Annotated in this window: 11 protein-coding genes; 7 read left to right on the plus strand and 4 right to left on the minus strand. The window is 58.5% G+C overall.

The window, feature by feature from the left end:
• Positions 1–950: 950 nt before the first annotated feature.
• From xopAD to NLM31_RS43325, 3 genes are all read left to right on the plus strand, one after another.
• Positions 951–8,714 carry a XopAD/skwp family type III secretion system effector gene (xopAD, locus tag NLM31_RS07040; protein WP_254191844.1) on the plus strand — a complete coding sequence of 2,588 codons (7,764 nt, stop codon included), beginning with the start codon at positions 951–953 and terminating at the stop codon, positions 8,712–8,714.
• 2,125 nt (positions 8,715–10,839) lie between these two features.
• Positions 10,840–12,324: a coproporphyrinogen-III oxidase family protein gene (locus NLM31_RS07045; protein ID WP_254191845.1), complete on the plus strand. Its 1,485-nt coding sequence runs from the start codon at positions 10,840–10,842 to the stop codon at positions 12,322–12,324.
• Positions 12,325–12,710: 386 nt separating this feature from the next.
• Positions 12,711–12,869, plus strand: a complete 159-nt coding sequence (locus tag NLM31_RS43325) for an SEC-C metal-binding domain-containing protein (RefSeq protein WP_375143631.1) — start codon at positions 12,711–12,713, stop codon at positions 12,867–12,869.
• Here the strand turns inward: NLM31_RS43325 and NLM31_RS07050 are convergent.
• Positions 12,796–14,082, minus strand: a complete 1,287-nt coding sequence (locus NLM31_RS07050) for a type II toxin-antitoxin system HipA family toxin (RefSeq protein ID WP_254128601.1) — start codon at positions 14,080–14,082, stop codon at positions 12,796–12,798. The genes NLM31_RS43325 and NLM31_RS07050 overlap by 74 nt on opposite strands.
• Positions 14,079–14,369, minus strand: coding sequence for a helix-turn-helix domain-containing protein (locus NLM31_RS07055; RefSeq protein ID WP_254128602.1), 291 nt, complete (start codon positions 14,367–14,369; stop codon positions 14,079–14,081). The genes NLM31_RS07050 and NLM31_RS07055 overlap by 4 nt, the downstream gene beginning before the upstream one ends.
• Before the next feature lie 585 nt (positions 14,370–14,954).
• Between NLM31_RS07055 and NLM31_RS07060 the strand changes: the two genes are divergently transcribed.
• From NLM31_RS07060 to NLM31_RS07070, 3 genes are all read left to right on the plus strand, one after another.
• Positions 14,955–15,737, plus strand: coding sequence for a hypothetical protein (locus tag NLM31_RS07060; protein ID WP_254128603.1), 783 nt, complete (start codon positions 14,955–14,957; stop codon positions 15,735–15,737).
• Between the two features lie 566 nt (positions 15,738–16,303).
• A complete protein-coding gene (locus NLM31_RS07065) occupies positions 16,304–17,530 on the plus strand; it encodes an ISL3 family transposase (RefSeq protein WP_254127840.1) in 1,227 nt (408 codons plus the stop codon).
• An 84-nt stretch (positions 17,531–17,614) separates the two neighbouring features.
• Positions 17,615–18,262, plus strand: coding sequence for a DUF938 domain-containing protein (locus NLM31_RS07070; RefSeq protein ID WP_254191846.1), 648 nt, complete (start codon positions 17,615–17,617; stop codon positions 18,260–18,262).
• Positions 18,263–18,322: 60 nt separating this feature from the next.
• Here NLM31_RS07070 and cysN read toward each other — a convergent pair whose 3' ends face one another.
• On the minus strand, positions 18,323–20,212 hold the full coding sequence (cysN, locus tag NLM31_RS07075; RefSeq protein ID WP_254191847.1) for a sulfate adenylyltransferase subunit CysN: 1,890 nt from the start codon (positions 20,210–20,212) through the stop codon (positions 18,323–18,325).
• Entirely contained in the window at positions 20,212–21,147 is a 936-nt protein-coding gene (gene cysD, locus NLM31_RS07080; protein ID WP_254191848.1) for a sulfate adenylyltransferase subunit CysD, read from the minus strand. Before cysD ends, cysN begins: the two co-directional genes overlap by 1 nt.
• A gap of 1,537 nt (positions 21,148–22,684) precedes the next feature.
• Between cysD and NLM31_RS07085 the strand changes: the two genes are divergently transcribed.
• Positions 22,685–24,487 (plus strand): ABC transporter ATP-binding protein, encoded by a 1,803-nt coding sequence (locus tag NLM31_RS07085; protein WP_254191849.1) that lies wholly within the window; start codon positions 22,685–22,687, stop codon positions 24,485–24,487.
• Positions 24,488–24,829: the final 342 nt, after the last annotated feature.

The following is a 24,829-nucleotide window of genomic DNA, read 5'->3' on the forward strand; positions in this document are numbered from 1 at the left end:
CCTTCGACAGTACAGCTAGGATCATCCATTTTGCAGTGAGAATTCCCCAGCCTATAGCCCTCCAACCGATCTGCTCCAACGTGTCGTCGTGGAGGGTATTGGCGGGTATCTCCAATCTCAGCAGGGTCTTTCGCGCGAAATTGCTAGTTCGCGCCGGCAATCTTGAGTGAGAGATGGTAGTCCTGATCCGTCGTTCGACGTTCATCAGCTGACACCAAAAATCAACTTTCACGGAATGCTGCAAGCCCGGCAGAGTTAGTGGCGCTGCCGGGCGGCAATGAGCGTCGAATAGAGCTTACCTCGACATCGAAGCGGGCTAGCAAATGTTTTCTGTCTTGCGACAGATGCACCCTTAGCGATGAACGACGGTGCTCGCTCGAACTGCTCGAAACGCCCGTATCCAGCCGTCCATTATGTGTGCAGCAGCTTTAGCATCGTCATTTGGTGCTTCTGCCCTCTTGGAGGAGCCGCCACGACGGATCGGTCCGACACGCAGCTAAGGCGATAAGCGTTTTCGCCCGCGCATTCACATCCTCTTCGGAGAACACGGCATGAGAGACGTCACCAGGCGTAGGAACGCACAGATTTCTAACTTCGAGGCGGGCAGCACCGCTCGGGATGATGAATCTCAATTCGCGTCTTGGCGCGGCGATGGAGCTAGCGGAACGTTCGGAACTGTGCTTGGGCGGATGCGCTCTGGGCCTCAAGATGCTGAGGCTCCCTCAACACGCAGCGCGTCCGTGCCTGGCGATGATCGTTGCGATACTTCGTCCGATCCTAGCCTTGACGCAGATGGAACCGGAGCGGGTGCGCCGTACGTAGCCAGTGGCGGGCGCGATCGGTCCGCGGGACACAAGCGTGGCGCCCAAACTCGGAGGCCGAGCTCCTCTCGTTCCGGTGTTGATCCCTTCGAAGTCGATCTGCCGCCGGAAAGCTCGCAAACAGGTGCGATGCAACTGCGCCGAGGTGTGTCGGGACGTGACGCGGAACCGGGAACGCATCGTGGCAGCGAAGAAGGAGGTCATAGCGCCCCCGATTGGCGTCATACCACCTATCGCAACGCGCAAGATCCCGAAGGCGGCTTAACCCATTCTCGTCTTGCGGATCGGCGAGGTAACGGAGCCACTGAAAGTTCGCGAACGAGCAAACTTGCGCCGCACGCGCAATCGGCCTCGCTGCTTCCCTCCAGGGCAGGTAAGCGCCGCTTCGACGAGCTGGCTGGGCACCACCCGCATGCCGCGACTTCGGATCGGTATGGACGTGCAGAGTTCGAGAGCGGAAAAGTTCGTGCAGCGATCGAGACCATTGACCGGGCTGCTCGCGCGCATGACTTTTATCAATTCTCTCGAACCGTGGTCGATCATACACAACAGAACAATCGCAAGCAGTTGAAGATGCCTGGGCTGGCAGCTTTTCTGCAAAGGGCCGCGACTCTTTTCAAGACTGAATTCGTCCCGCTATGGGAAGACAATCTCCGCTACCGGCAATCCTGGGGCTACGCTACGACCTGCAATGCAGTGAGCCGGGAGGCCGGAGGTCAAGCGGGTATAGACGCTTGCAAGGCCATGGCAGCGCGACTGTCGGGACTTGATGACTCCCTCATGAGGAAAGTCGACCTCAAGGCGTTTTCCCTTTTTGCGACGTCATTCGGGCGGCACACACAATCGAGTAGGTGTCGAAATGGAACAGTCAGGATCGCCGAGTTCTTTCGCGATGATCATGAAGCGCTTCAGGAGCTGAACGAACAGAGTCTCGCCTTGCTCGCGAACGGATTTAGCAAGTGGCCGGAACGGGCGGAGTGTCGGCAAGCCACGGTCGCGATTGCGAGCGAAGTCTGTCGCCGCGCACGCGGTGCGGGGATCTCCCATGCCACTCAGCAGCAACTGTCCAATCTGGCAAACGCCTTCTGCAAATGGCCCGACGAGGCGAAGTGCTGCCGGGCGACCGTCGTGATTGCCGATGACGTGTCCGGTCGCGCACAACTTTCCGACTTCAATCCGCAGGCACTTACGAACCTAGCGAATGCGTTCGGCAAGTGGCCGGACCGAACAAGCTGTAAGCTCGCGACGATCGCCATCGCCAGGGAGGTTGCCGGGCGCCGGCTGGGTAATTTTGAGCCGCAGGGCCTAGCGAACCTGGTGAACGGCTTCGACAAGTGGCCGGACGAACGGCCTACCCGGCAAGCGGCCGTTGCAATTGCCGGTGAGATCTGCCGCCGGGACATCTCTGCGTTTAATCATCAGAACCTATCCCTCCTCGCAAACGGCTTCAGCAAATGGCCGGACGAGGAGAACTGTCGCGCGGCCATAGTGGCCATCGCCGCGGAGGTCCTCCGCCGCGGGCTCGGCCATTTCACGCCACAGGCATTGGTGAACCTCGTGAGCGGTTTCAGCAAGCGGCCCGAGGAAGCGGACTGTCGCGCGGCGACAGCGGCAATCGCCGGCGCGGTCCTGGGCGGGCGATTGCGTGGTCTTACTCCGCAGGGCCAGACCGTCCTGGTAAACGGCTTCAGCAAATGGCCGGAGGATCCGACCTGTCGTGCGGGTACCGTGGTCATAGCCTCTGAGGTTCTTGAGTTCGCCCGCCGAACCGATGGTCTTTCTGACTATCCTGTACAAGCTCTCGCTGTGGCGGCGAATGGTTTCAGCAAGTGGCCGCATGAGAGGGGCTGTCGTCAGGCAACCGTCGCGATTGCCGACGAGATCCTCAGGCTTCCTGGCCGCCTTTCTCATTGTACGCCGCCGGAACTGGCCAGTCTGGCAAACGGTTTCAGCAAGTGGCAGACAGAGCCGGCCTGCGGCGAAGGTATAGGCGCAGTCGCCCGAGAGACCCTCGGCCGTGCCGACCGCGACAGTCGGCTCACTGGCTTTACCGAGCAGTCGCTCTCGAATCTGGCGAATGCTTTCAGCAAATGGCCAGACCAGATGCCTGTGCTTCAAGCCACGATCGCAATCGCCGGTGAGGTTCTCAGCCGCTCCGGTCGGCTTTCGGCTTTTACCCGCCAGCAATCCGCGAGCCTGGTGAACGGCTTTTGCAAGTGGCCGACTGATGAGAGCTGTCGCCGCGCAACAGCGGCGATCGCCCGCGAGCTATGCGACCGCAGCAGGCTATCCGGTTCTGATAGCCAGGGACTGTCGAACCTGCTGAACGGCTTTGGCAAGTGGCCTGCAGACGAAGACTGCTCCGAAGCCGCCGCCGCGATCGCTCGGGAGATCCTCAGCCGCCGGCGCCTCTGCTATTTTACTCCGCAGCAACAGGCCGACGTGATGAACAGCTTCATCAAATGGCGTGGAGAGATATCGTGCACCCAGGTGATGGTACACCTTGCGCGGGACCTTGGTCGGGGAGGGGAGCGATTCGCTGCTTTCAACACGCATCAGCTCAGCATGATCGCCAACGCTGTGGGACGAAGTTTCATCAGGGCTGAGGAAGGTGGAGAGATTGGCGACGCCACTTTGCTCAAAGACCGGTTACAGCAGCTGGTTCACTACTTGCACTATGCAAATGATCGGCTCGAGCAGGCCGATGTCTTGAGCATAACCAACATCTTCAAGGCGATTGGAAAGGCCCGGCTTTTTGACGAACTCGGTTTGCTCGCACCGACAGGCTTGACTAGGCTCGAGGAATTGCTCCATGCCTCGGGCTTTGCTCACGAGAACAACCTCGAATCCATGGGCAATATTTGTATCGCCCTGCTGCCGTTGGCGCGCAGCCCACAGAAGTCGATGCAGTGGCACCGCAGGCAGGCTCTCAACCTGCTCAACGATCTGCAACCAGTATTGGAGCAAAAAATAGCGGCTTATCTGGCGGCAAGCAAAGCCGAGCGGCGGACCCAGAGTTCGTTTTCGGCCCGCCGTCCCGCACTCTCGATTTTTCAGGTGCTCAAAGCGCGCAAGGTCTTGGAGACTTTGTACCGTCGGCCGTATGTCGAGGGCAACAAGTCTGATTTGGCGATGAGGCGGCAACAGCTGGAGCATGTGACCAAGAAGATCCTGGCAGACACACGAGCCCTGATCGAAGGCGATCTTTCCAACATGAGCTGGAATCTGATCGCGCAGATCGAGGCGGACGATGTGGTTGACGCGCTAGACTCATTCATGTCGTTCGATGAGGGCGCGATCCAAGCTCAACATCCCTCGTCCGTCTTCGATACGCACCAGGTGTTACGAACCATGGATCACGAGCCTAGACCGCCGCAGGGCAAGGCAGGACTGATGCAGTTGACGGTCGTGGACATGCAGGGGCGCCGACTGCCCATGGCACCCGAGACGCGATATTCGATGTTTCATCGCTTGACCTCGGGAGCGTTGCCGGTCGTTGCGGTGCAACTGCCGAAAAAGCCAAGCCCCTTCATGTTGAGGCGCGTGTTCTGTGTCGACGATGTGCCCTACCGGATGGACCTGTTCGGCGGGAGTAAGTTAAAGGCACCGAAACCAACCCTGTCGCAGATTGCTGCCGTCGCTCCAGGCGAGCAAAGACCCGCGGCTTCCGGCGGGAAGCTGTTGGCGATTCCGTATGCCGACACCGCACCGGGCACGGCGTTCGAGCGGCTATCGCGCGCCTGGGCCCCTTTTAAGGAAGCATATTATTATACTCAGCGCAGGGGATTTGCCGCGCCACCTGTGATCAAAGATCTTGGCCCTCATGACTACGCCCTGGAAGGAACCTTTAAGTTGTCGCTGCTGCCGGACCGCGCTGCCGGCGAGGAACATCCCTTTAAGCTGATTGGACCAGACGGGCCGATCGCTTTGCGCCCGCACGATGGCTGCGGCTTCATCAGAGCCTCGTTAGCCGAGCGCATGTTAGCTGTTCGCCGAGGTGGTCAGCAGGAAGGTCCTGATCGGCTACTTGCCTACGGTGAGGAAAGGAAGGCGTCGCTGCCCGCCGCGGCGCTGCAATTTTATTCGCGCAGCGAGCAAGTGGCGCAGGAAGTGAGCGAGAAAACCAGGAGCTGGCTTGAGAGCAGAAACGGGGAGCCACTGAGTTCGGAACAGCTGTATCGTACCGTGACGGCCGGACACATCGAAGCCCCCGGCGCGATCGCCGTGCCCTCCGATGATGGCCATCTGCACGTGCCTAAGCTCAAGAGCGCTACATTGGCTGGGGCGGCTGGTGTGCTGATCGGCCGCTCGCCATACGACAAGGCAAACCTTCGCCCGTTCACCACCGAGCGCGTAAAGACGGCATCTGAAGGTGACCCCACAGCGGCGTTCCTCGATAAATGCGTGGCGATGCAATACAGCTTCAATGTTGCCGAGAAGTCGGGTGATCAGCTGGCGGCCGACGATCCGACCTTTTTCGCAAAAGGCATTCTGATCGTGGTGCCTGATGAGGCGTGGCCGGCCAACTATCGAGATCGCGGGCTGGTGATGTCGGCTGAGGACGTGAAGTCCCATTCGAACTGGACCGAGCGCAAGGACCGCGTGACGGCGGACACCTCACTCGATTGTGTCGGCATGCTCCAAGCCACCGAGGTCTTCGCTCCCGGGTCCCTGGTTGCCGTCCCGCCCGATGAACAGAAAAAGCTCGACGGCGATTTCGATGGGGACACCGTCATTATTATCGGGGACCGGCCGCAACTTTATGAGCATGTCCGGCAGTTTGATGCCGAGGAGCAGGCTCGCGGAGTCCGCTCACTCAAGCCGCCGAAGTCGCATACCCCCGCGATCGAGAACGGCAGGTACCAATTCAGTCGTGGCAACCAGATCCTGGCAGCCACCCAGGATACCTTGGAAACTTATAGCACTCTGCAGAGAAACTTTCTGGCTCAATCCGATCAAGCCCGGCGCTGGTTTGCGGAACGGGCCATCTTTGGCATCTACGAGGGCGTTGACCACGAGCTCAGGCAAGAGATCCGAGACTTATTGAATCGGGAGGAGACGAGCGGGCAGGATATTCAGGCGACGCTGGAAAGGGCGATGCGCGAGATCGACCTCGCAGATCACCCAATCGCTCGCGAGGTCACCGAATTGCTCGTGGCCGACTTAGAGGCGTGGGCTTCGAGCGCGGATACGCCGGTCCCGGTCGAACAAGAAAGCGCCACCGATCTCGACCCTGGGCTGAGCCAAACGGCTTGCGAGCTTTTTCCGGACTTGGCGGACGCCTATCGGGCCTCCGCTCACCCGAGAGACCGCGTCGTGGCCTTACTCGATCAATATCCTGCGCGCATCGATCCACGACCGGATGGTTACGAGCCGGACGACGTCGTACAAAGCGCAATCAACCTTCTCAGCCTCGGTAACAAGGTCGGGACCGACGCCTATAAATCCGATACAAGTGCCCGCCTATTCCTTAAAAAAGGCCAGCACCTTCAGCGCCTCCTGCACAAGACGCCGGGCCTGAATGCCGTGCCCTATATCAAAGGCGTAGCTGCCACACTCATGCATGGCAGGTTCGATGTCGATACGTCCCTGGACGATCTGAAGGACAACCCGACACTGGCGGCTTCAGTCATGGAAGCCTCAATCAAGCTTGCTGCCGACAAACACATCCTCCCTAAGAGCTCCGGTCGACAGCTCTCGACGGAGGATTCCGCTATGGCGATGATTTTGACCAGCGCGGAGGCTGCCGACCGCGCCAGGGCGGAGTCTGCCAGGGCCGTTGAAGAAGAGACCGACATTACCTCGGCGACCCTTCGGGTCGCCGAGATACTCAGGCGGGCGGATATCGAGGTGAGCATGCCTCGTTTAAATCGCTGCTTGAGATCAAAGGAGTCGATGACAGACCAATTGACCGGAGCGATCATCAAGTCTGACGGCAACGCCCAGCTGATCAGCAGCGCCGTGCGTCATCTCTTCACGATCCCTGACAAGGATTTCACACGTGGTTTCAAGAAGGCCATATTGGCGTTCGATGAGCGGGGCTACGCCGAGGTCAGCACCAGGAATTGGTTCAGGATGCGAGATCCAACCTTCGTCGGCGTCACGACTGTGCTGACCACGCCGGACGGCTATCGCTTTGAGATAGAGTTCCATACGCCACAGAGCTTTGAAGCCAAGATTGCCAATCACGATACCTACAAGGAGCGAGGCCGGCTGCGGCTGCGAGCGAGTGGGGATGCTCTGGACGAGGCTACGCAACAACTCGCCCAGCGCGCGCGGGAGGTCTGTAAGGGCGTGCCGATCCCGGAGGGCGCCAGAGAGATTTCCCACTGGGGAAACGAACTCGACGCTCGATCCGCTGCCAGCGCCGTCTTTGGCCCGCGAGTTGCCGAACGGTCAAGAATGCCCGAGAGGTCACAGATCGCAAAAGAGGTTGTCTCTGTTCTGGGTTCGCGGCCGGTTGTGCTTGTCGGACTACCGGCCGCCGGAAAGTCCCGCATCGGCCCAGCTCTCGCACGACGACTGGGGCTCGCCTTCGTCGACACGGACAAGAAAATTGAAAGGGAGACCGGTATGGCGATTACGCAAATTTTTGCCGCCAAAGACAAAGGCAAGCAGTGGTTCAGGAACCGCGAGGCGAGCTTGATCGCGCAGTTGGTCGAGAAAGGGAACTTGATCCTTGCAACCGGCGGTGGCTCGTTCGAGCACGAGGAAACGCGGCGCCTCATCCTGGATAAAGCGGTCTCGATCTGGCTCGATACCGACCGCGGCGAGATTTGGAAGCGCCTTGCAAACGACACCAGCCGGCCGTTGTTGCGGACCGACGAGGCGGAGGAGACCTCGGGCGAGGGGAATGCGAACGCGGCGGCCATCAAGAAGGAGCTCTTCGAGGAAATCGTCAAGGAGCGAATTCCGCAGTATCGCCAGGCAGATATCACGGTCGTTCCGCCTCATAAGAGGAGCGATAACAAGAACGCGGATGCGTGTGTGACGGCGCTGCACGGCCATCTCTGTGGTGGCGCCGGGGAAGAAGCTTCGTTGGCCAGCTCGCTTCAGGAGCTTTCCACAGCGTCAAACCCGCCGAGCGCGGAAGCTTCAGTTCGGCTCAAGGCGCAGAGGCAGGGACCCGCCGCACCATCACTTGCGAGCGCTCCGGGGGCAGACGTCGACCGCAGCCTTGTCGCGGTGGTTGATTTGCCGTCGACACAACAGATCATGCCCGATGATGCTCCTGATCCGCGGGTGTTTCCGCGCAAGACATCCGATGCTCAGGTCGGTTCTTTGGATCCGACAGCCTCGCTTCACGCCAGCTTGGTACCTGGCGCCACGGAATGGCTGGGCGACGAGCATATCGCGGCGGACTACGCGCTCCTTAACGAGCAGCTGCAGAGGGTCAATCCGGCTCTGGTGGCGCAGATGCGGTTCGTTCAGCCGGCCCAAGCCCATCTGCTGCGATTGACCCAGAGCCCGATCGGCTGGCTGGAAACGTTCCAGCGGATCGTACATGACCGGGATGGTCACGATACCGCGAGGTTCCTGCTCGTGCCCGTGAGCGATGGTGATGCTGGTGGCGAAGGCTCGCATTGGTCGCTGCTGTTCGTGGATCGCTACGCGCCGGAGGGAGCGCTTGCGTACCACTACGACTCCGCCGGGGCACACAACACCCCAGTTGCAGAACAACTCGCAGCACGACTCGGCGCCCGTCTGCAGGTCGCTCGAATAACCCGGCAGCAGAACGGTTATGATTGTGGCGTCTTCGTCGTGGACGCCACGCGGGCGCTGGTTAGACGATTGGCGCAAGGAGAGCGGCCAGGGCGCGAGCCGCTGCACCTTGACCACCTCGTCGCCGATCGGCCGGCGCTCCAGGACCGACTTGGAGCTGATGCCCGCTGAGGCTGATGAAGTTGGCTCCAACAGCTCTCGCCGACACGAGGATGGCAGGCTCGCCTGAACGGGCCGGCGGGTCCTTTGCCTTGCGATTTGAAGATCCGCCGATACGTCGGCCAAGATGCGCCCCCCTTTCCAAGTCGCAGGCAGGCTAGCGAGCAACAAGTCGATCGGCAGGTCGCCGCAGGAGTGGATCGCCGCCGGCCGTACCGCCGGCGGTCTTTAAGATGCCGTCGGGGTTGCGTCATCGACGGACCTCGCGCTCAGACGAGTTCGCCGCCGGCTCCAGCACGATCCGGACCCGAAGGGCCGCGTTAGCGCAAAGCGTGGCACGGTTTTCCCCCGCGACAAACGCGAAACGCGTTTGCACGGAGATTCATGCTAAAATATCAACCTAAGGCGCGATGGCGATTCATCCTGATCTCATCGCGCTTTGGCTTACCTTGCTGGGGGGCGATCAGCTTGAAAAATTTTGGACGCCGCCCCGCTTTAAGCTTGGGGCGGCAGATTTTGCTTTGGCGCAATCTTGGAGCAGCTCTCCTCGTTGTCGATTGATTCTTCTTGGATCAGATCGATTTTGCCAGAGCCGTACATTTGCCGGCCTGACGCGCTCGAGGCGGGTGATCTGCTCCTTTTGTCTGACTGTTGGACCAAGGTGAGATCATCGCGGCCGAACCGCCGCTGCATCACTCGAACCGCCATGGACCGAATGAGGCAATGAGGCTCGCGGGCCGAACGCGTTCGATCCACACGACATTCTTCGATAGCGCGCGCGACGGTCACCTCACAATCGCACTACCGACCTAAGGATAGCCGGACAAAGGCGAGCCTTGCAGTCCAATAGGAAAGGGTCTTGGAGGCCAGTCATCCTCATCGAGAGTGGCAGATCGTGGCGGTCAACCGAGCGCATTTCTCGTTAGCGTCAAGCATTCGGCCAAGCGTGCAAAGCCAAGAAGAGACGTGGGCCGCATAGAACCTTTACGGTCAGTGATAGCGTATCCTTGCGCCGGACGAAAGAGAAAGTCAGTAGCTATGAGAACTTTGAAACCGCCCACGCGCTCTCTTCGACGCGGCGTAATCATATAGGCAAGCGGAAGCGAGATTTCGTCCTGTGCAGGAATGGTGTGTGTTCTATTCTCGGTCTTCCAGAAGAGTTCTCTTAAGTTCTGAGCATCTCGGAAAAGATCTTCGCTGCCGTGGCCCTGGGACTAGCCTTCGGCAGATTGCGAATATGTAAAACCAGCAGATCTGGAGGTGTTGCTGCCGTTCAAGATTCGCGTTCACTTGCATCAAGCGCAGCCATTCCACCTAAGTCTTCCTGCAAATCGTCTTTTGCTGACGCCGCATCTTCAGCGAGATCGCCCTGAGGCGGCTTGCAGTGACAATGCGCTGCCCTCGTACCCGCTCGGCATGCACAATAGCGCCAGACGGGTGTCAACAGATGGGCTCCGGCGGTTCTCCATCATCCGATACGTGATGAAGCGCAGCGTCGTCTGCCGAGCATAGAGCGGAACGAAAGAGACGCGGGCCGACAAGTGAAACACTCAGGTCGCCGTAACGTCGCCGTTCTGGGCACATTCGCGGGGCGGATGTCCGAGTTCGCGCTTGAGACCGTCATCACGCGATATTCCCCGGCTGTCGTGTTTCAGTCGTGTTCGGCTCTCGACGCCGATGTCCAGAATCGAACGGTTGAGCACAAGTCTGTGCGGCGCGTGGCGAAGCCGATCGTTTGCGCGCAGCTTCAAGCAAGCCGCGCAGGACTTGTTTGATGGCACGCCAATTGCTGGACACGAGGAAGGCTGAGCAACATGGTACTCTCACTGTCCGGGATTTCAAATGAGCGTGGTCGACCGGTCCAAATCGATGCGATGGACGCTGCATCCTTGAGCCCGGTCCCGCTGGAGGTTCGCTGCCGCACGCTGGTGCCGCTGTCATTATCCATGCCGAATTATGGCCAGCGGTGTCGCGCTGTAGATGGCAACGCAGGATACGATCTGCAAGAAGCGAGGCTATTCTGTGTGCTGGCGCGAATTGCGCCGCGACTTTATCGACACGAAACCGAAGCTCGCCCCTCTGACGCCCGTGTGTCGTCGCCCCTGCCTTCGTACGATAGCTAAAGGAGAAAAACAACATGGGTGTGCCAAGCTATTGCGAGGCTCTTGAGTTCGCGATCGACCGCTCGTACGACATCAACCTCGACATGCTGAGAGCTCGAAAGCTACACCTTGACATCTACAATGATTACCCTGTCGGTACCTATCCGCCTCTCAAAGCAATGGGTACGCTGAATCCCGAAAGGCTGTTGAGCGAGATTGCCTCGTCGATCGATCTTTATTTTCACATCCCGTTCTGCAATCAGTATTGCACCTTTTGTCACTTCGCCAAGGAAATCAATCCACGTCCCGGGCGAGTGGAACGTTACCTGGCGGCTCTCGATAAGGAAATGAGTTGGTCGGACGCACCGCTCGCCGGTAGATCTATCGAGACAGCGTTCTTCGGCGGCGGCACCTCGTCAATGCTGACAAATCCACAACTCAAAACGCTATTTGACATGATCAAGCAGCGCTTTGATCTATCGAAGTCCGAAGTCAGCTTCGAATTACATCCCTCTCTTGCAAGGCAGGTGGATGCGGCAGATCGCATATCCACTCTGCTCAGCAATGGCGTAAACCGCTTCGTGCTGGGCGTTCAAAGTTTTGATCAAAACATCTTGCGTATCTTGAATCGCGGCCACGGTGTGCACGAGGTCAGGCAACTCGTCAAATTGCTGAACAAGATGGGCGCTCATAATTTGTCCCTGGACCTCATTTATGGGCTGCCGCGGCAAACGCTCCGGAGCTGGTATGATACGCTCATTGGTCTATTGGATATCGGCGCGGAGACATTCAACATATTCCCATTGTTGTTCAAATCGACGGACCCCATAGCTCGCCATTTGAGCAGAGGGCAATATCAATTCGCCGGGGCGAAGGAGCGCATCATCATGCATTTCATGGCGGAGCACATCCTCACGAGACTTGGCTATCGCCACGGCCCGATCTTCTACTGGACTAAAAGGTCGCAGCCGCACGCTGTTCAGCAGACCCGCAAATACGATTCATGGAACGACAATAATCTGATCCCGTTTGGGGTAGGCGGAGTTGGCTACGTCAGTCAGTGCCAGTTCTACAACGAGGTAGATTTAGATCGCTACTTGCTTAGGGCCGAGCGTGGCGAGAAACCAGTATGGAAGGGCATCGTCCTGTCACAGGACGATCTGATGCGCAGAACGGTGATGCTGGCGTTGCGAAGTAGCGGAGTGTCGCTCTTTCGTTTCGAGAAGGAATTTGGCGTGTCCTTGGAGGAATACTTTCGCCGCGAGCTCAAAAAACTAAGGGAAGCGGGGCTCATCAATATCTCAAACGAAGGTGTTTTGACGTTAACCACCGCTGGCATCATCAATTCGAGCGCGGTATCGCTGCAATTCTTTTCCAATCATGTTCTCGATCGGGCCGCACGCACCGACAGCAGGATCTCAGACAAACGAAGTGATCTTATCGAGAGGCACGACTACTCGCCGGCCGCCCGATACGGGGCGACCGCCGAAATGCAAGCCGTTTTTAGCCAAGGCCGGTGAGTGCGCGGGCCGTCTTTAGGTGCTTAATAGTGCTGATCTCAGCATTGGCGAGCCGAGATGCCAATGCAAAGCGGATCGACGCGGCAAAGCCCACGATCGAATAGACTGCGGCATTGCCGGATTGAGCGTCGCGCACGGATCTTTGACGATGCCGGTGCAATCGACGACCGCGCCGACCTGGATGTCGAGAGGATCGGAATACGGTGCTTGCCTACGGAACACCGAACGGGGTGTATTTTCGCGCGGTTCCTGTTCCTGTCAGCGTCCCCGCAAAGGGAATACCTGAATATAGCGAGCTTCAAGGCGACGTCGCACGTGTGGATGCGCGAAAATGCGCGATCCTCTCAGAGGCGGTTGAAAGGGAGCGCGAGCTCACTGGCATACGCATGTCAGGGCCTAACGATCCCTGCTGGTGTGGAAACGGTAAGAAATACAAGAATTGTCATAGGGGCCTGACGGCGCGGCGGATCATCAAGAGGAGCCGTTCAGGATACGTAAGCAGTCCTTTGCCCTTGCAATCAACTTTTTGGCCAAACGTTCGATGATGGCGTTCTCAAGCCCTGCAGCTCGTGCCGTTGCGCATACGTCGGGTATGCTGTCGGGAATAAGCTCAGCCATCGAACTCAAGCCGCCGATCACTTTGTCTGGATCAAGGCGTGCTTCGCGAGAAAATTGTTGCCAGTCGCGTACGCTGATCTCGTTCAATTTGTATTCGCCGCCGATTTTCATGGCGAGCCTGGTCTTCTTTAGATCGATATCGTCATAGGGAAGAATGCTGGCGACATCGTAGAGCGGCGCAAGCCGCACGGTAGGACCGCCGGCCAGAAGTAGTGAATAGTTCTTGGCATGTGCGTCCGTCCCCGCAATGAGCCAGTTGAAGGCGAGGGCGTCGACAAATGTATCAACGTCGGTAACGCGATCCGTGGAATGTGTACGCAGCAGTTCAATGATGTCGCTTGGTGTCGGCCCTCCTTCGCTCTGATATTTTTGTGTCGGCATCGTGCCGCGAGCCTGGCACATGTCTTCCTGATGGACGCGAATAACATCATTGCCGCTGATCTGTCGGTCGTAACGTGTGATCACAATGGCAATTTCATCCTCAAATCGCATGACTCTGGTTTCGGCAACGGGAAAGCCAAGATCGCGTGCGAGATTGAGACAGATGTGCTCGTTCTCGGCATGCCCGTCGAAATGGCCGGTCGGAGGTTTCAGAAGGTGCGTTGTGGGAATGCGCCCGGCTGGCAGCCCCCACTTGTTGTTTTGCCAGAGCAGCGCTGTTTTCGGTTGAGCACCGGCGAGGCTGAATTGTCCGGTATCGCGCGGCAATCGCCACGCGGCGTGGTCCTCTCGCAGCGTCTTCAAACGCTTTGCGATTTCTGCTTCATCGAGCCACTCAATCTTGTCGGCATTACCGCTTCGCAACACTTCCAAACGGTCGGGCGTGACAAACTGGATAGCGCCAGCGCAATCCTCGCCGACATGCGAGATAAGGGCGAATACGTTGCGGGCCGAGACCTGAAATTTCTTAGCCCAACGCTCTAGGACGTGTTCGTTATCCGGCAGGAGTCCCCAGAGAAAGGCCTGAATGGCGGAAGGGCCATGTTCCTCGGCCGCAAGTGGCATGGAAAGCGATAGCGGATAGGCCCCCTGCGCATTACGCCAATCGCTGTTGTAGACAAAAGTCAGCCGGCCGCGAGCATCATTGTGTACGAGGCCGACTTCCTTACCATCCAAGAGAGCAATGAGCTGGTTCGTCATGTCCTGCTCTTCTTTTTGGCTTTAGCTACAATCGCATTGATATCGACGGCAGGCTTTTCTGCCGTGCGGCTATTGGTGGGCTCGCTGCTTGCGTCCACGCGAATGTCCAAAGCGTCGAGCGCGCGGAGTACAAGGCCGAGTTCGGCGCGCGGATGGCCCTGCTCGATCTCGATCACCCACTGACGGCTGACGCCAATGCGCTTAGCGAGACTTGATTGATCAAGTTTCAGCCGCTTGCGTCTATCGCGAATGACGGCTCCAAGATCGGTGGCGGTACGGATAAGCATGGAAAGTCCAAATGTCAGCGTTCGTTAACATTACCCCATGTCAGCGATCGCTGACAATTAGAAAATGTGATCGCTCGCCGACATTCCCGAAAGTCAGCGATCGCTGACATCAAGAGGTTGCCGCGCTGTTCAAGAATTACAAGGAATATCAATCACTTAAGTCAGAAATTCGGCTTGATACAGAAAGTCCTAAGCGTCCGTTGATAACGAGTTAGCATGGCGCAATGGGCCTTCGCAGGAGTGCCGATCCTCGTTGCCGTATACGAAGAGATTTGGTTTTGGCCCGTCCATCAAGACTCTCATCCGAGGATCATAGGTCCCGCCGCCACAGCCCATGGCTATGAGAACGCCTACGCCATCGCACAAGAGAAGGCTGGCAGATTCAACCGTTCCGAATTCGTCGGAAACGCCCGATTTCCGTAGTGGTGGGGCCACGACAAGGATGCCCCACAATTGCATCGGTACGTAATCAGAGCTTCGTAGTACCCGTGATACCCAAGATAAAAGACACGCAAACATTGCGTTAGACTTGTCTCACACGCCGTCCATCCAATAAGGTATTTGAAACCGGGAGGAGACGCGACCATGAGATGGCATGCTTTTATGATATTCGTAGGTCTTGTCGTCGGGACCATGAATTCCGCATTTGGGCAGCAGATCAATTGCGGGCCGCCTCCAACACTCAGCCAAGAATTGCAAAATAACGAGGCCATCAAGGGTAATTTGCAAGGCAAGGCACAGCTTCTCTCAAAATATGTTGGACAAGCAGAGCTAGGTGGACAGATCGAGACGACGAAGAGCGAAATATACACTCAATCCCAGGACTACTACCCTGCGCAACAAGAAGCTTATCTTAGCTATCTCTTCTGTTCGATTATCAGCGCCGATCCCAAATTCACCACGCCTGAGAAACTAGACGCGCTTATCAAATACAAGGCAGCTCGTCAGAAAAGTTCGTCGAATGATCTGCCGCCATGCGTGCCCAGCGTCCTGAAGAACATCCCGTTGCCGAACGTGCCGACTCTGGACGGGAACGGCAATCATGTTGGCGATCTCTCTGGCATCGCCGTGAGCGTCATTCAAGAATGCCCAACACCGGCAGCGTCTAAGCAAAGAGCACATCTCGCGTTCGGCTACTATAATGGATCGGGAACGTGGAGAGGCGAACAACATCTAACATTGGTTCTGAAATCGAGCGAAGGGGCGGTCCTCAAGTCACAAACAGTTCCTCTCGACCGCTCCCGTTGCATCTATGGTCATGCAGAGCAGCGAAATGCGGACGATACTCTTGACGGCGGAATCGGCTATCTCGTGAACTCTGCTGAACTAACCGTGTCACGCGTCTCCGGCACTCAAACCCCCTGCTAAGTTGGTTCGTCTGACGCTCAAAACGGTTATCTCAAGAATCTAATGCAAGCAGTCGGAATCCGGCAATCAGTCGAAGGGCCGAGGTATTAAACTATTGCAACGTACGATCGCGTAGCCGACCGCTTTGGATTCCGCCTGAAATCTAACAAGCTGGAAAATTTCAAGGCATAGCCTTCCCGTGATTACCAGGTCCACGCGATGAATTGGGCCGAAAGTGGAAGAGTGAGTTTGGCGCCGGTCGAGCGACTTAGGTCGCCACGTCGACCGCGCCGTGACTAGCCGCAGGTCTCCGGGTGGCCAACTTGATCGATCTTTATGCCTCTTTTGAAAACCGAGTGGGTGCAGTGACGGCTTTGGCCGCTTGACGACGAGCGCCGCGTTCATCCCTATGTTCGACCGGATGAGAGACCATCCCTCCGTCCCGACCTGCCTTGCCCGGTGCAAGGGGGCGTTCGGCGGTCAAGGATGGCCGCAGGCCACCGCACCGCGGCGCGAAGCGTCCTTGAGGGCCGACCGCCCCCTTGCGATGCTGGGTGCAGGTGGGGCTCTGGGAGGCGTGTGGGACGGTGCAAAATCAGCTCTTCGAATCGGCGCTTGGGATTACCAAGCCGTGGTACGTTCGGGGCGTCGACTTCGACGCTGCCAAGAAGGTTCTGACGATCACTGTCGATTTCGTCGCCGGGACGCGATTTGCGGTCGCCGGTGTCGCGGGCGTCCACCCGGTTCATGACACCCAGATCAAGCGGCTGCGACATCTCAACTTCTTCCAGCACGAATGCTTCCTGGAGGTTCGGACGCCGCGGGTGAAGCTGCCCGATGGGAAGGTCGTCCTGGCCGAGCCCGCTTGGTTCGGCAAGCTCGCCGGCTTCACCCTGCTGTTCGAAGCGCTGGTGCTGGCCATGGCCCAGCAGATGACCTTTGCGGCCGTCGCCAAGCTGGTCGACGAATCCTGGCATCGGGTCCACGCGATCTGCTCGCGCTATGTCAATCTCGCCTTGGCCGAGGCGGACCTTTCGGCAGTGACCGCCGTGGCGATCGACGAGACGTCCTGCCGGCGCGGCCACAATTATCTGACCATCACCGCCGACACCGATGAGCGGAAGGTAGTGTTCGTCACCGAGGGCAAGGACGCCAAGACGGTGGCCGATTTCGCCGCCGATCTGGCCGCCCACAAAGGTACCGCCGAGCAGGTCCGTTTGGTCAGCATCGACATGTCGCCGGCCTTCATCAAGGGCGTCGCAGATCATCTGCCCAACGCCCGCATCACCTTCGACAAGTTCCATGTCGTCGCCCACGCTTCCACTGCCGTCGACAAGATGCGGCGCCTCGAACAGCGCACAGATCCAAGCCTCAAAGGGCTGCGCTGGACGTTGCTCAAGGACCGCGGCCGGCTGTCGGACGAAAGTCGCGCCGATCTCGACACCTTGATTGCTCAGGCCGCGACCAAACGCACGGCGCGTGCCTGGCTCTATCGCGAGCATCTGCGCGACATCCTCGATCGCAAGCAGATCAACGTCGTCTCCGCCATGCTCAAACAGTGGTGCACCAACGTCCTGCGCTCCAGGGTCGAGCCGATGAAGGAGGTCGCCAGAATGATCCGCAAGCACTTCGACGGCATCGTCGCCTGGACGCAAACCCGCCAGACCAACGGCTACATCGAAGCCCTCAACGGCCTATTCCAGGCGGCTAAACGCAAGGCCCGCGGCTATACCCGTTTCACAACGATGCGCACCGTCCTCTTCCTCATCGCCGGAAAACTCGACTTCACTCCGATCAACCCCCATGCCGCGTAGCCCACTCAAAGTTCAAAAGAGCCATCTTTATCTCGCTGCTACCGAAGACCTCTTGCTAGAGTACGGAAAGCGAGGAATACCCGAATGTCCGGACCAAGGCCTGACATCGATCCGCATCCGCTCAGCCCGTATGTTGCCTGGGCAGGCAACCGCAACAAGGATCCGATCCTGGAGACGTTCGAAGAATTCTTTCCCAAGCAAGGCGACGTGCTTGAGCTGGCGACAGGGGCTGGATTGCATATCAACTACTTAGCGCCTCATTTTCCGAACGTGCGATTTCAGCCCTCCGACTACGATCGAGACGTCTTTGCGTCCATCAAGAGATGCCGCGCCGAAGCCGGCAACAAGAACGTTGCCGATCCCGTTCTCATTGATCTCTCTGTTCCTGCGACTTGGCCGGGTGCCGATGAGCGGCTTTATGACGTCATCTTCGTCATCAACATCTTCCAGGTTGCGCCGGTCTCGATCGCCGACGGTGTCGCTGCGCTTGGCGCAAAACTTCTCAAGCCATATGGTTTCGTCGCCGTCTATGGTCCCTTCAAACTTGACGGGAAATACACCGCGGCATCGAACCTGGCCTTCGACAGGGAGATTCGGGCGGCCGGTGTACCCGGATGGTGTCTCAAAGACGTGCGGGATCTCCAGAGCGCGAGCGAGAAGTATGGACTGACGCTCAAACAAAAGTTCGAGCTGCCCGCCAACAATTTCGTTTTGCTCTTCTGCAGACCCTGAAGGGGATTGCGCGGCAAGTCCTGGAAGTCTCTACGTTGGCGCGTTGCGGAGCCAATTCGGCTAGGTCAGAGCGATGATCCCGCGTGCCTGCAGGCAATTTAGCACCGTATAAGCCAACTGCTCTGGTTGCAGGCCTAGTGTCTTCAGATGGACATCCGGCTCACTTGGGGCTTCGTATGGCGCATCGATACCGGTAAAGTTCATGATCTTGCCGGATGTTGCCTTGGAATAGAGGCCCTTTGGATCGCGCCGAATGCATTCATCTATCGGCGTATCCACGAAGACCTCGACGAATTCTTGCTTCCCCACGAGCTTGCGCACCATGTCGCGGTCGGCCTCGTAGGGTGAGATGAAAGAGCAGATGACGATCAGGCCGCTTTCGAGCATCAATTTAGCCACCTCGCCGGCACGTCTGATGTTCTCGGCGCGATCTGCTTCAGTGAACCCGAGATCGCAATTGAGGCCGTGACGAAGGTTGTCGCCGTCCAGGAGCATCGTGTGATGCGACATTGCGTACAGCTTCTGGTCGACGATATCGGCAATGGTCGACTTGCCGGCGCCTGAAAGCCCAGTGAACCAGATGACGCACGGCTTCTGATGCTTGAGCGCGGAACGCTCCCTCTTGCCGACCGACACTGGCTGCCAGAGCGTATTGGCCGCCCGCCGGAGCGGAAAATCGATCATTCCCGCCCCAACCGTACGGTTGGTATAGCGGTCGATCACGATGAAGGATCCCGTGCGGCGGTTGACGTGGTACGGATCGAAACTAGCAGGCACGACGGTCGCCACGTTGCAACGGCCGATCTCATTGAGGCCCAACGTGGTCGCGGCGAGACGCTCGCGCTTGTTGACGTCTATCTTGTACTTGATGCACGTGACGCTGCCGGAGGCAATCGTTTGCGTGCCAATCCGAAATGCATAGGAGCGGCCAGGCGCCATTGGCTCTTCGTCCATCCAGATCAGATGAGCGGCAAACTGGTCGGCAATCTCGGGGCACTGCGTGGGGCTTGCAAGGACATCGCCGCGGCTGACATCGATCTCATCTTCGAGCGTGATCGTGACCGCATCGCCAGCCTCTGCAGCCGCAAGATCACCATCAAAGGTCACAATCCGCTTCACGCGTGAGCTGCGACCGGAGGCCGCCACGACAATTTCATCGCCAACCGCGATGCCTCCCGAGGCGATCGTGCCCGCATATCCGCGGAAATCTAGGTTGGGTCGGTTCACCCATTGTACGGGAAATCGGAAGGGCAGGTCGGTCGTCTTAGACCGAATGTCGATGGTCTCGAGGTAATCCAGCAGGGACTGGCCATGATACCAATCGGTGTTGCCGGATCGGTGTGTGATGTTGTCACCGTATCTGGCGGAGATCGGCAATGGGACGATCGACTTGAAGCCGAGCGACGAAGCAAAGGCGACATAGTCGCGCACGATGCCGTCGAAGACTTCTTTCCGGTAGTCCACGAGGTCGATTTTGTTAACGGCCACGAGGACGTGCCGGATGCCCAATAGCGAGCAGATGAACGAGTGGCGTCTGGTCTGCACCAGAACACCCTTGCGTGCGTCGATCAGGATGATGGCGAGCTGCGCGTTGGAGGCGCCGGTCGCCATATTGCGGGTATATTGTTCGTGGCCCGGCGTATCGGCGACCATGAAGGATCGGCGTGGTGTGGAGAAGAACCGATAGGCGACGTCGATCGTAATACCTTGTTCGCGTTCGGCTTCGAGGCCGTCGACCAGGAGCGCAAGGTCGATGTCCTCGCCCGTCGTGCCATGCTTGGCGCTGTCGCGCGCGAGCGCCAGCAGCTGGTCCTCATAGATCATCTTGCTGTCATGCAGGAGGCGCCCGATCAGCGTCGATTTGCCGTCGTCGACCGAGCCGCAGGTGATGAACCGCAGTTGATCTTTGCGAACGGCCTCGCCGAGGTGGCACACCGCGTCCGTATCCATCAAAAGTATCCTTCCCGCTTCTTCTTCTCCATCGACGCCGCCTCATCCGTGTCGATCAGACGCCCTTGGCGTTCCGAGACTTTCGCAAGGCGCATTTCGGCTACGATGTCCTCGATGGTTGTGGCCTCCGACTCGATCGCGCCGCTCAGGGGATAGCAGCCGAGGGTACGGAAGCGGATCGTGCGCATCTCGGGGGCTTCGTTTGGCTCGAGCGGGAGCCGCTCGTCGTCCATCATGATCAAGGCGCCGTTCCGATGCACCACAGGTCGCCGTTTGGCAAAGTAGAGAGGGACGACGGGGATTCTTTCGAACATGATGTATTCCCAGATGTCGAGCTCCGTCCAATTCGACATCGCGAACACCCTCATCGTTTCACCTTGCCGGATGCGGGTGTTGAAGAGATTCCAAAGTTCGGGCCGCTGGTTGCGGGGATCCCAAGCATGTCCTGCCGATCGGAACGAAAATATACGTTCCTTGGCGCGGCTTTTCTCTTCGTCCCGCCGCGCCCCGCCAAATGCCGCATCGAATCCGTACAGGTCGAGCGCTTGCTTAAGCGCCTCGGTCTTCATCACCTGCGTATGCAGCGCGGAACCGGAGTCGATCGGATTGATGCCGCGCGCGATACCTTCCTTGTTCACATGGACGATCAAATCGCTCCCGATGCGCTTGGCCGTCGCGTCACGAAAGGTGATCATTTCGTGGAATTTCCAGGTCGTATCGATATGCATCAGCGGGAAGGGCAGCTTCGCCGGATAGAATGCTTTTAACGCAAGATGCAGCATGACGCTGGAATCCTTGCCGATCGAATAGAGCATCACCGGCTTTTTGAATTCGGCGACAACTTCTCGCATGATTTCGATCGACTCGGCCTCGAGCCGCCGCAAATGCTGTGGCAGCGTGTGTGGTTTGGGTCCGGTCATGTCCTGCGCGTCCATTTTGAACATCCTCGAGAAGTGCCCCTCGCTACGAAGCTGCGTTGCGCTATTCATGCCGTCGCTGAGGCCCGACTATGAGATCAGTGATCGCCGCTGGCAGCTAGCGAGAAGGACCGCGGGCTCAGCCGTGGTATCCAGTCCATGGTCGGTCCAAGCGGGATAGACGTTCGCTTCACCTTCGCCTCGGGCATAGAATTCTGGGAGTGAGCCCGCGGCTGTAGAAGGGAAGCTGACTGATGGTCAATCCATTCCTTGGTTGCTGTCTCAACATACGCTGGTTTATCGTGTCGCAAAGCCGTTGCGGGGGACGACCGGCGCAGCGCGATCGGTTCGTCTTGCTAAAGGAAAGGGCATGATCATCCATGCGCTTTCGAACTTGCGGGGGCCCTTGCCATCAATATAGAGCAGAGCCGCCGAAAACCGCGCCGACAAACGGGGGCGGTGTCCATGACGACATACTCCTTGTAGCGTTCCCGACCGGAAACCTACCATGCGGCTCAATGGCTGGCGTTTTTCCTACCCGGCAGTAGGTGAGTTGGTGAAATCGATTTTCTGGATGGAACGCATTCACATCGCCAGTCGTGACAATGCGCCCCTGACGGCTTGGACTTGATCTCCTGATCGATTCGATAGCCTGGTGATCGAACACAGTCTCATGGCGGCAGGTCTGGCGGCCGGCGAGCGTTAATTTTCGGTGGATCGGCGCGCCGTTTGCACGGCACACGTGGATGGCAGACGACTTCTATTCAACTAGCAAACCCACCTGATGGTCACTCAACCCGCTATCGGGGCAGTTGGCTCCTGCAAATCAAAGTTTCGATCGCCACGTGGGTGCGTTGGTCTACAGACCACCAAGTTAGTCGATCTCTATCGCGCTGGCGCCCGGTATCTTCTCGCCGGGAAGCAATATCCGGGGAGAGCCAATTCTTATACCTTCCAGTCAGGCTCGCCCAACCGGCTAGCCACGCATTCGGCTAGCCACGCATTGGCCAGATTTCGCCTTGCGCCCAAGTCAACTACCAGCCCTGGGAATTGATTGAGAAGACGGGCACTGGCACTGCATGAGCGTCCCGCGTGTCTTCGGGATCCAACATCAATATCGCCACACCTGATGGGTGTGCTGTCTTCTCGCCTGCAGTCATGACATGCGATCTTCTCTTTTCCTGAAACGCCATGATGGACTCTTTTTGTGCCCGCCGGCCGCTCACATGCAGGGAAGGTTAAAGCAAACGGGGCGTCATTGTCGTGCGAGGCCTGTCTTTGCGGCGAGTTTTTCGAAGGAGGTCTTCCTCGAGCAAGATGCTAGCATGAGCGAATTCTTAAAGCGCCTGATACTGAATGAGGGGAGGCCTCATAGGACCGCCAGGCTTCCACGAGAAGCTATGGAGCGGAGTTCGATCGGTTTGGAGAATTGGCATCGAGTGCTTCGCCTAGCCAAGGCATGCCGACGGAGCGCCGGTGTTCGATCGCACCTGTGTAACGCGGAGCTCAGTTCAGATCACGCCGATTTATACCCTAGCAACGGCCGGATTGCGGCATGACCGTTCTAGCTGACAAACGTCCTATCGCGATCCGAGCGGTGCTTCCGTTCGTTTTTCGCCACTGGCTGCACCAGCCCTACCGCGCCGCCGTTGTGCTGGTGGGCTTCCTCGGGTCAACGGTGGCCGACCTGTTCATGCCGGTCTACTCCGGCCATCTAGTCGACGCATTGACGTTAGGCCCTCATAATCAGAGTGCGCGAGATGCGGCGCTGGCCGCCTTCGGCGGCATCGTTGCACTCGGCCTGGTTTCGATGATCCTGCGCCTCATAGGACTGCACGCAATCGCTCCGTTCACACTTCAGACGATGGCGGACGTGGCCCGCGACACGTTCACGCGTGTCCAGCGGTTCTCAACCGACTGGCACGCCAACTCTTTTGCTGGTTCCAGCGTGCGGAAGATTGCGCGCGGTATGTGGGCCCTCGATCTGCTCAACACGACGATCCTGATGTCTCTGTTGCCGTCCCTGACGATACTGGTCGGTTCGATGATCCTGCTCGGGCTGCATTGGTCTGCGCTGGGCGGCGTGGTCGCGATTGGTGCGGGAATCTATGTTGTCGTGACTCTGACATTCTCGGTCCGCCATATCGCGCCTGCCGCACGGATCTCCAACGCCTGGGACACCAAGATCGGTGGCACGCTGGCCGATGCCCTGACCTGCAATGCGGTAGTAAAATCTTTCGGGGCGGAAGTGCGCGAGGATGCTCGGCTCGCCCGCACCATCAACCGCTGGCGAATACGGCTGCGGCGAACCTGGCTGCGCCACAGCTACGCCGCGATGGCTCAGCACTCGCTGCTATTGTTCCTGCGAGCGGCGGTGATCGGCGGCGCGGTGCTGCTCTGGATGGCGGGGCTCGCCTCGCCAGGCGACGTTACCTATGTGCTGACCAGCTACTACGTTATTCACGCGTATCTGCGCGAGGTCGGCATATACATCAACAACCTCCAGCGTTCGGTCGACGACATGGAGGAGCTGGTCGCGATCCATGATGAGCCGATCGGGATCGCGGACGTGCCGGAGGCAAGTCCTATCGCCATCGACGGCGGTGAGATCGTATTCGACGAAGTCACCTTCCAGTACAGCGGCGACGGTGCGCCGCTCTATGACAGGCTATCGGTTGATATAAGCGCCGGCGAGCGGGTTGGTCTGGTCGGCCGCTCCGGCTCCGGAAAGACGACCTTCGTCAAGCTGGTGCAACGGCTCTATGACGTCACGGGCGGCCGCATTCTGATCGACGGTCAGGACATCGCTTTTGCCACGCAGCAATCGCTCCGCAGCCAGATAGCGGTCGTGCAGCAAGAACCGATCCTGTTCCATCGTTCGCTCGCCGAGAATATCGCTTATGGCCGGCCCGGAGCCGGTATGGGGGCGATCGAGCGGGCGGCGCGGCTTGCCAATGCGCACGAGTTCATCCTTCGGCTTCCCAGGGGGTACGGCACGCTGGTCGGTGAGCGTGGCGTCAAGCTGTCTGGCGGTGAGCGGCAGCGCGTCGCGCTGGCGCGCGCCTTCTTAGCGGATGCGCCGGTGCTGGTCTTGGACGAGGCAACCTCAAGCCTTGACTCGGAATCAGAAGCTCTCATTCAAGAAGCGATGGAGCGGCTGATGAAGGGCCGCACCTCGATTGTGATCGCACATCGGCTGTCGACGGTGCGCAGCCTCGACCGCATCCTAGTGTTTAATGGCGGCGTCATCGCCGAGCAGGGTACGCATGCTGCTTTGACCAAGCGGCCCGGCGGGATCTATCGGCGCCTCTTGGAGAGTCAAGCTGCCGAGCTCGGCCGAGTCTCTGCGGCAGGCTAGCGAACAGGGGGGCACTGGGACATCGGTCGTTGAATCGACGCGCAAATTGAAGGTTCAGCCGACGGGAGAGGCGCAATCACGAAAGGCTCTACACGGCCGAAGCTCAAACAGAATCGGTGACGTTAGGCAGGGATACAGATGGCGAGCGCGACTGGCTAGGACCTCGTCACAGAGGATTTGACACTTTGAGCTCGGCCTAGCTTGGTGATAGGTTTTGGGTAGGTACGGCCCATTTTGTGCGCGGGCTTTCTCGGTTGTGAACATCTATTTTGTCCAGGGCGCGTTCCGCTATGGCGCAGCCCTCAGGATGAGAGCGTCTCACCTTGATCGTCGCCGCCCACA

The organism is Bradyrhizobium sp. CCGUVB4N, from assembly GCF_024199945.1.
Classification (GTDB): Bacteria; Pseudomonadota; Alphaproteobacteria; order Rhizobiales; family Xanthobacteraceae; genus Bradyrhizobium.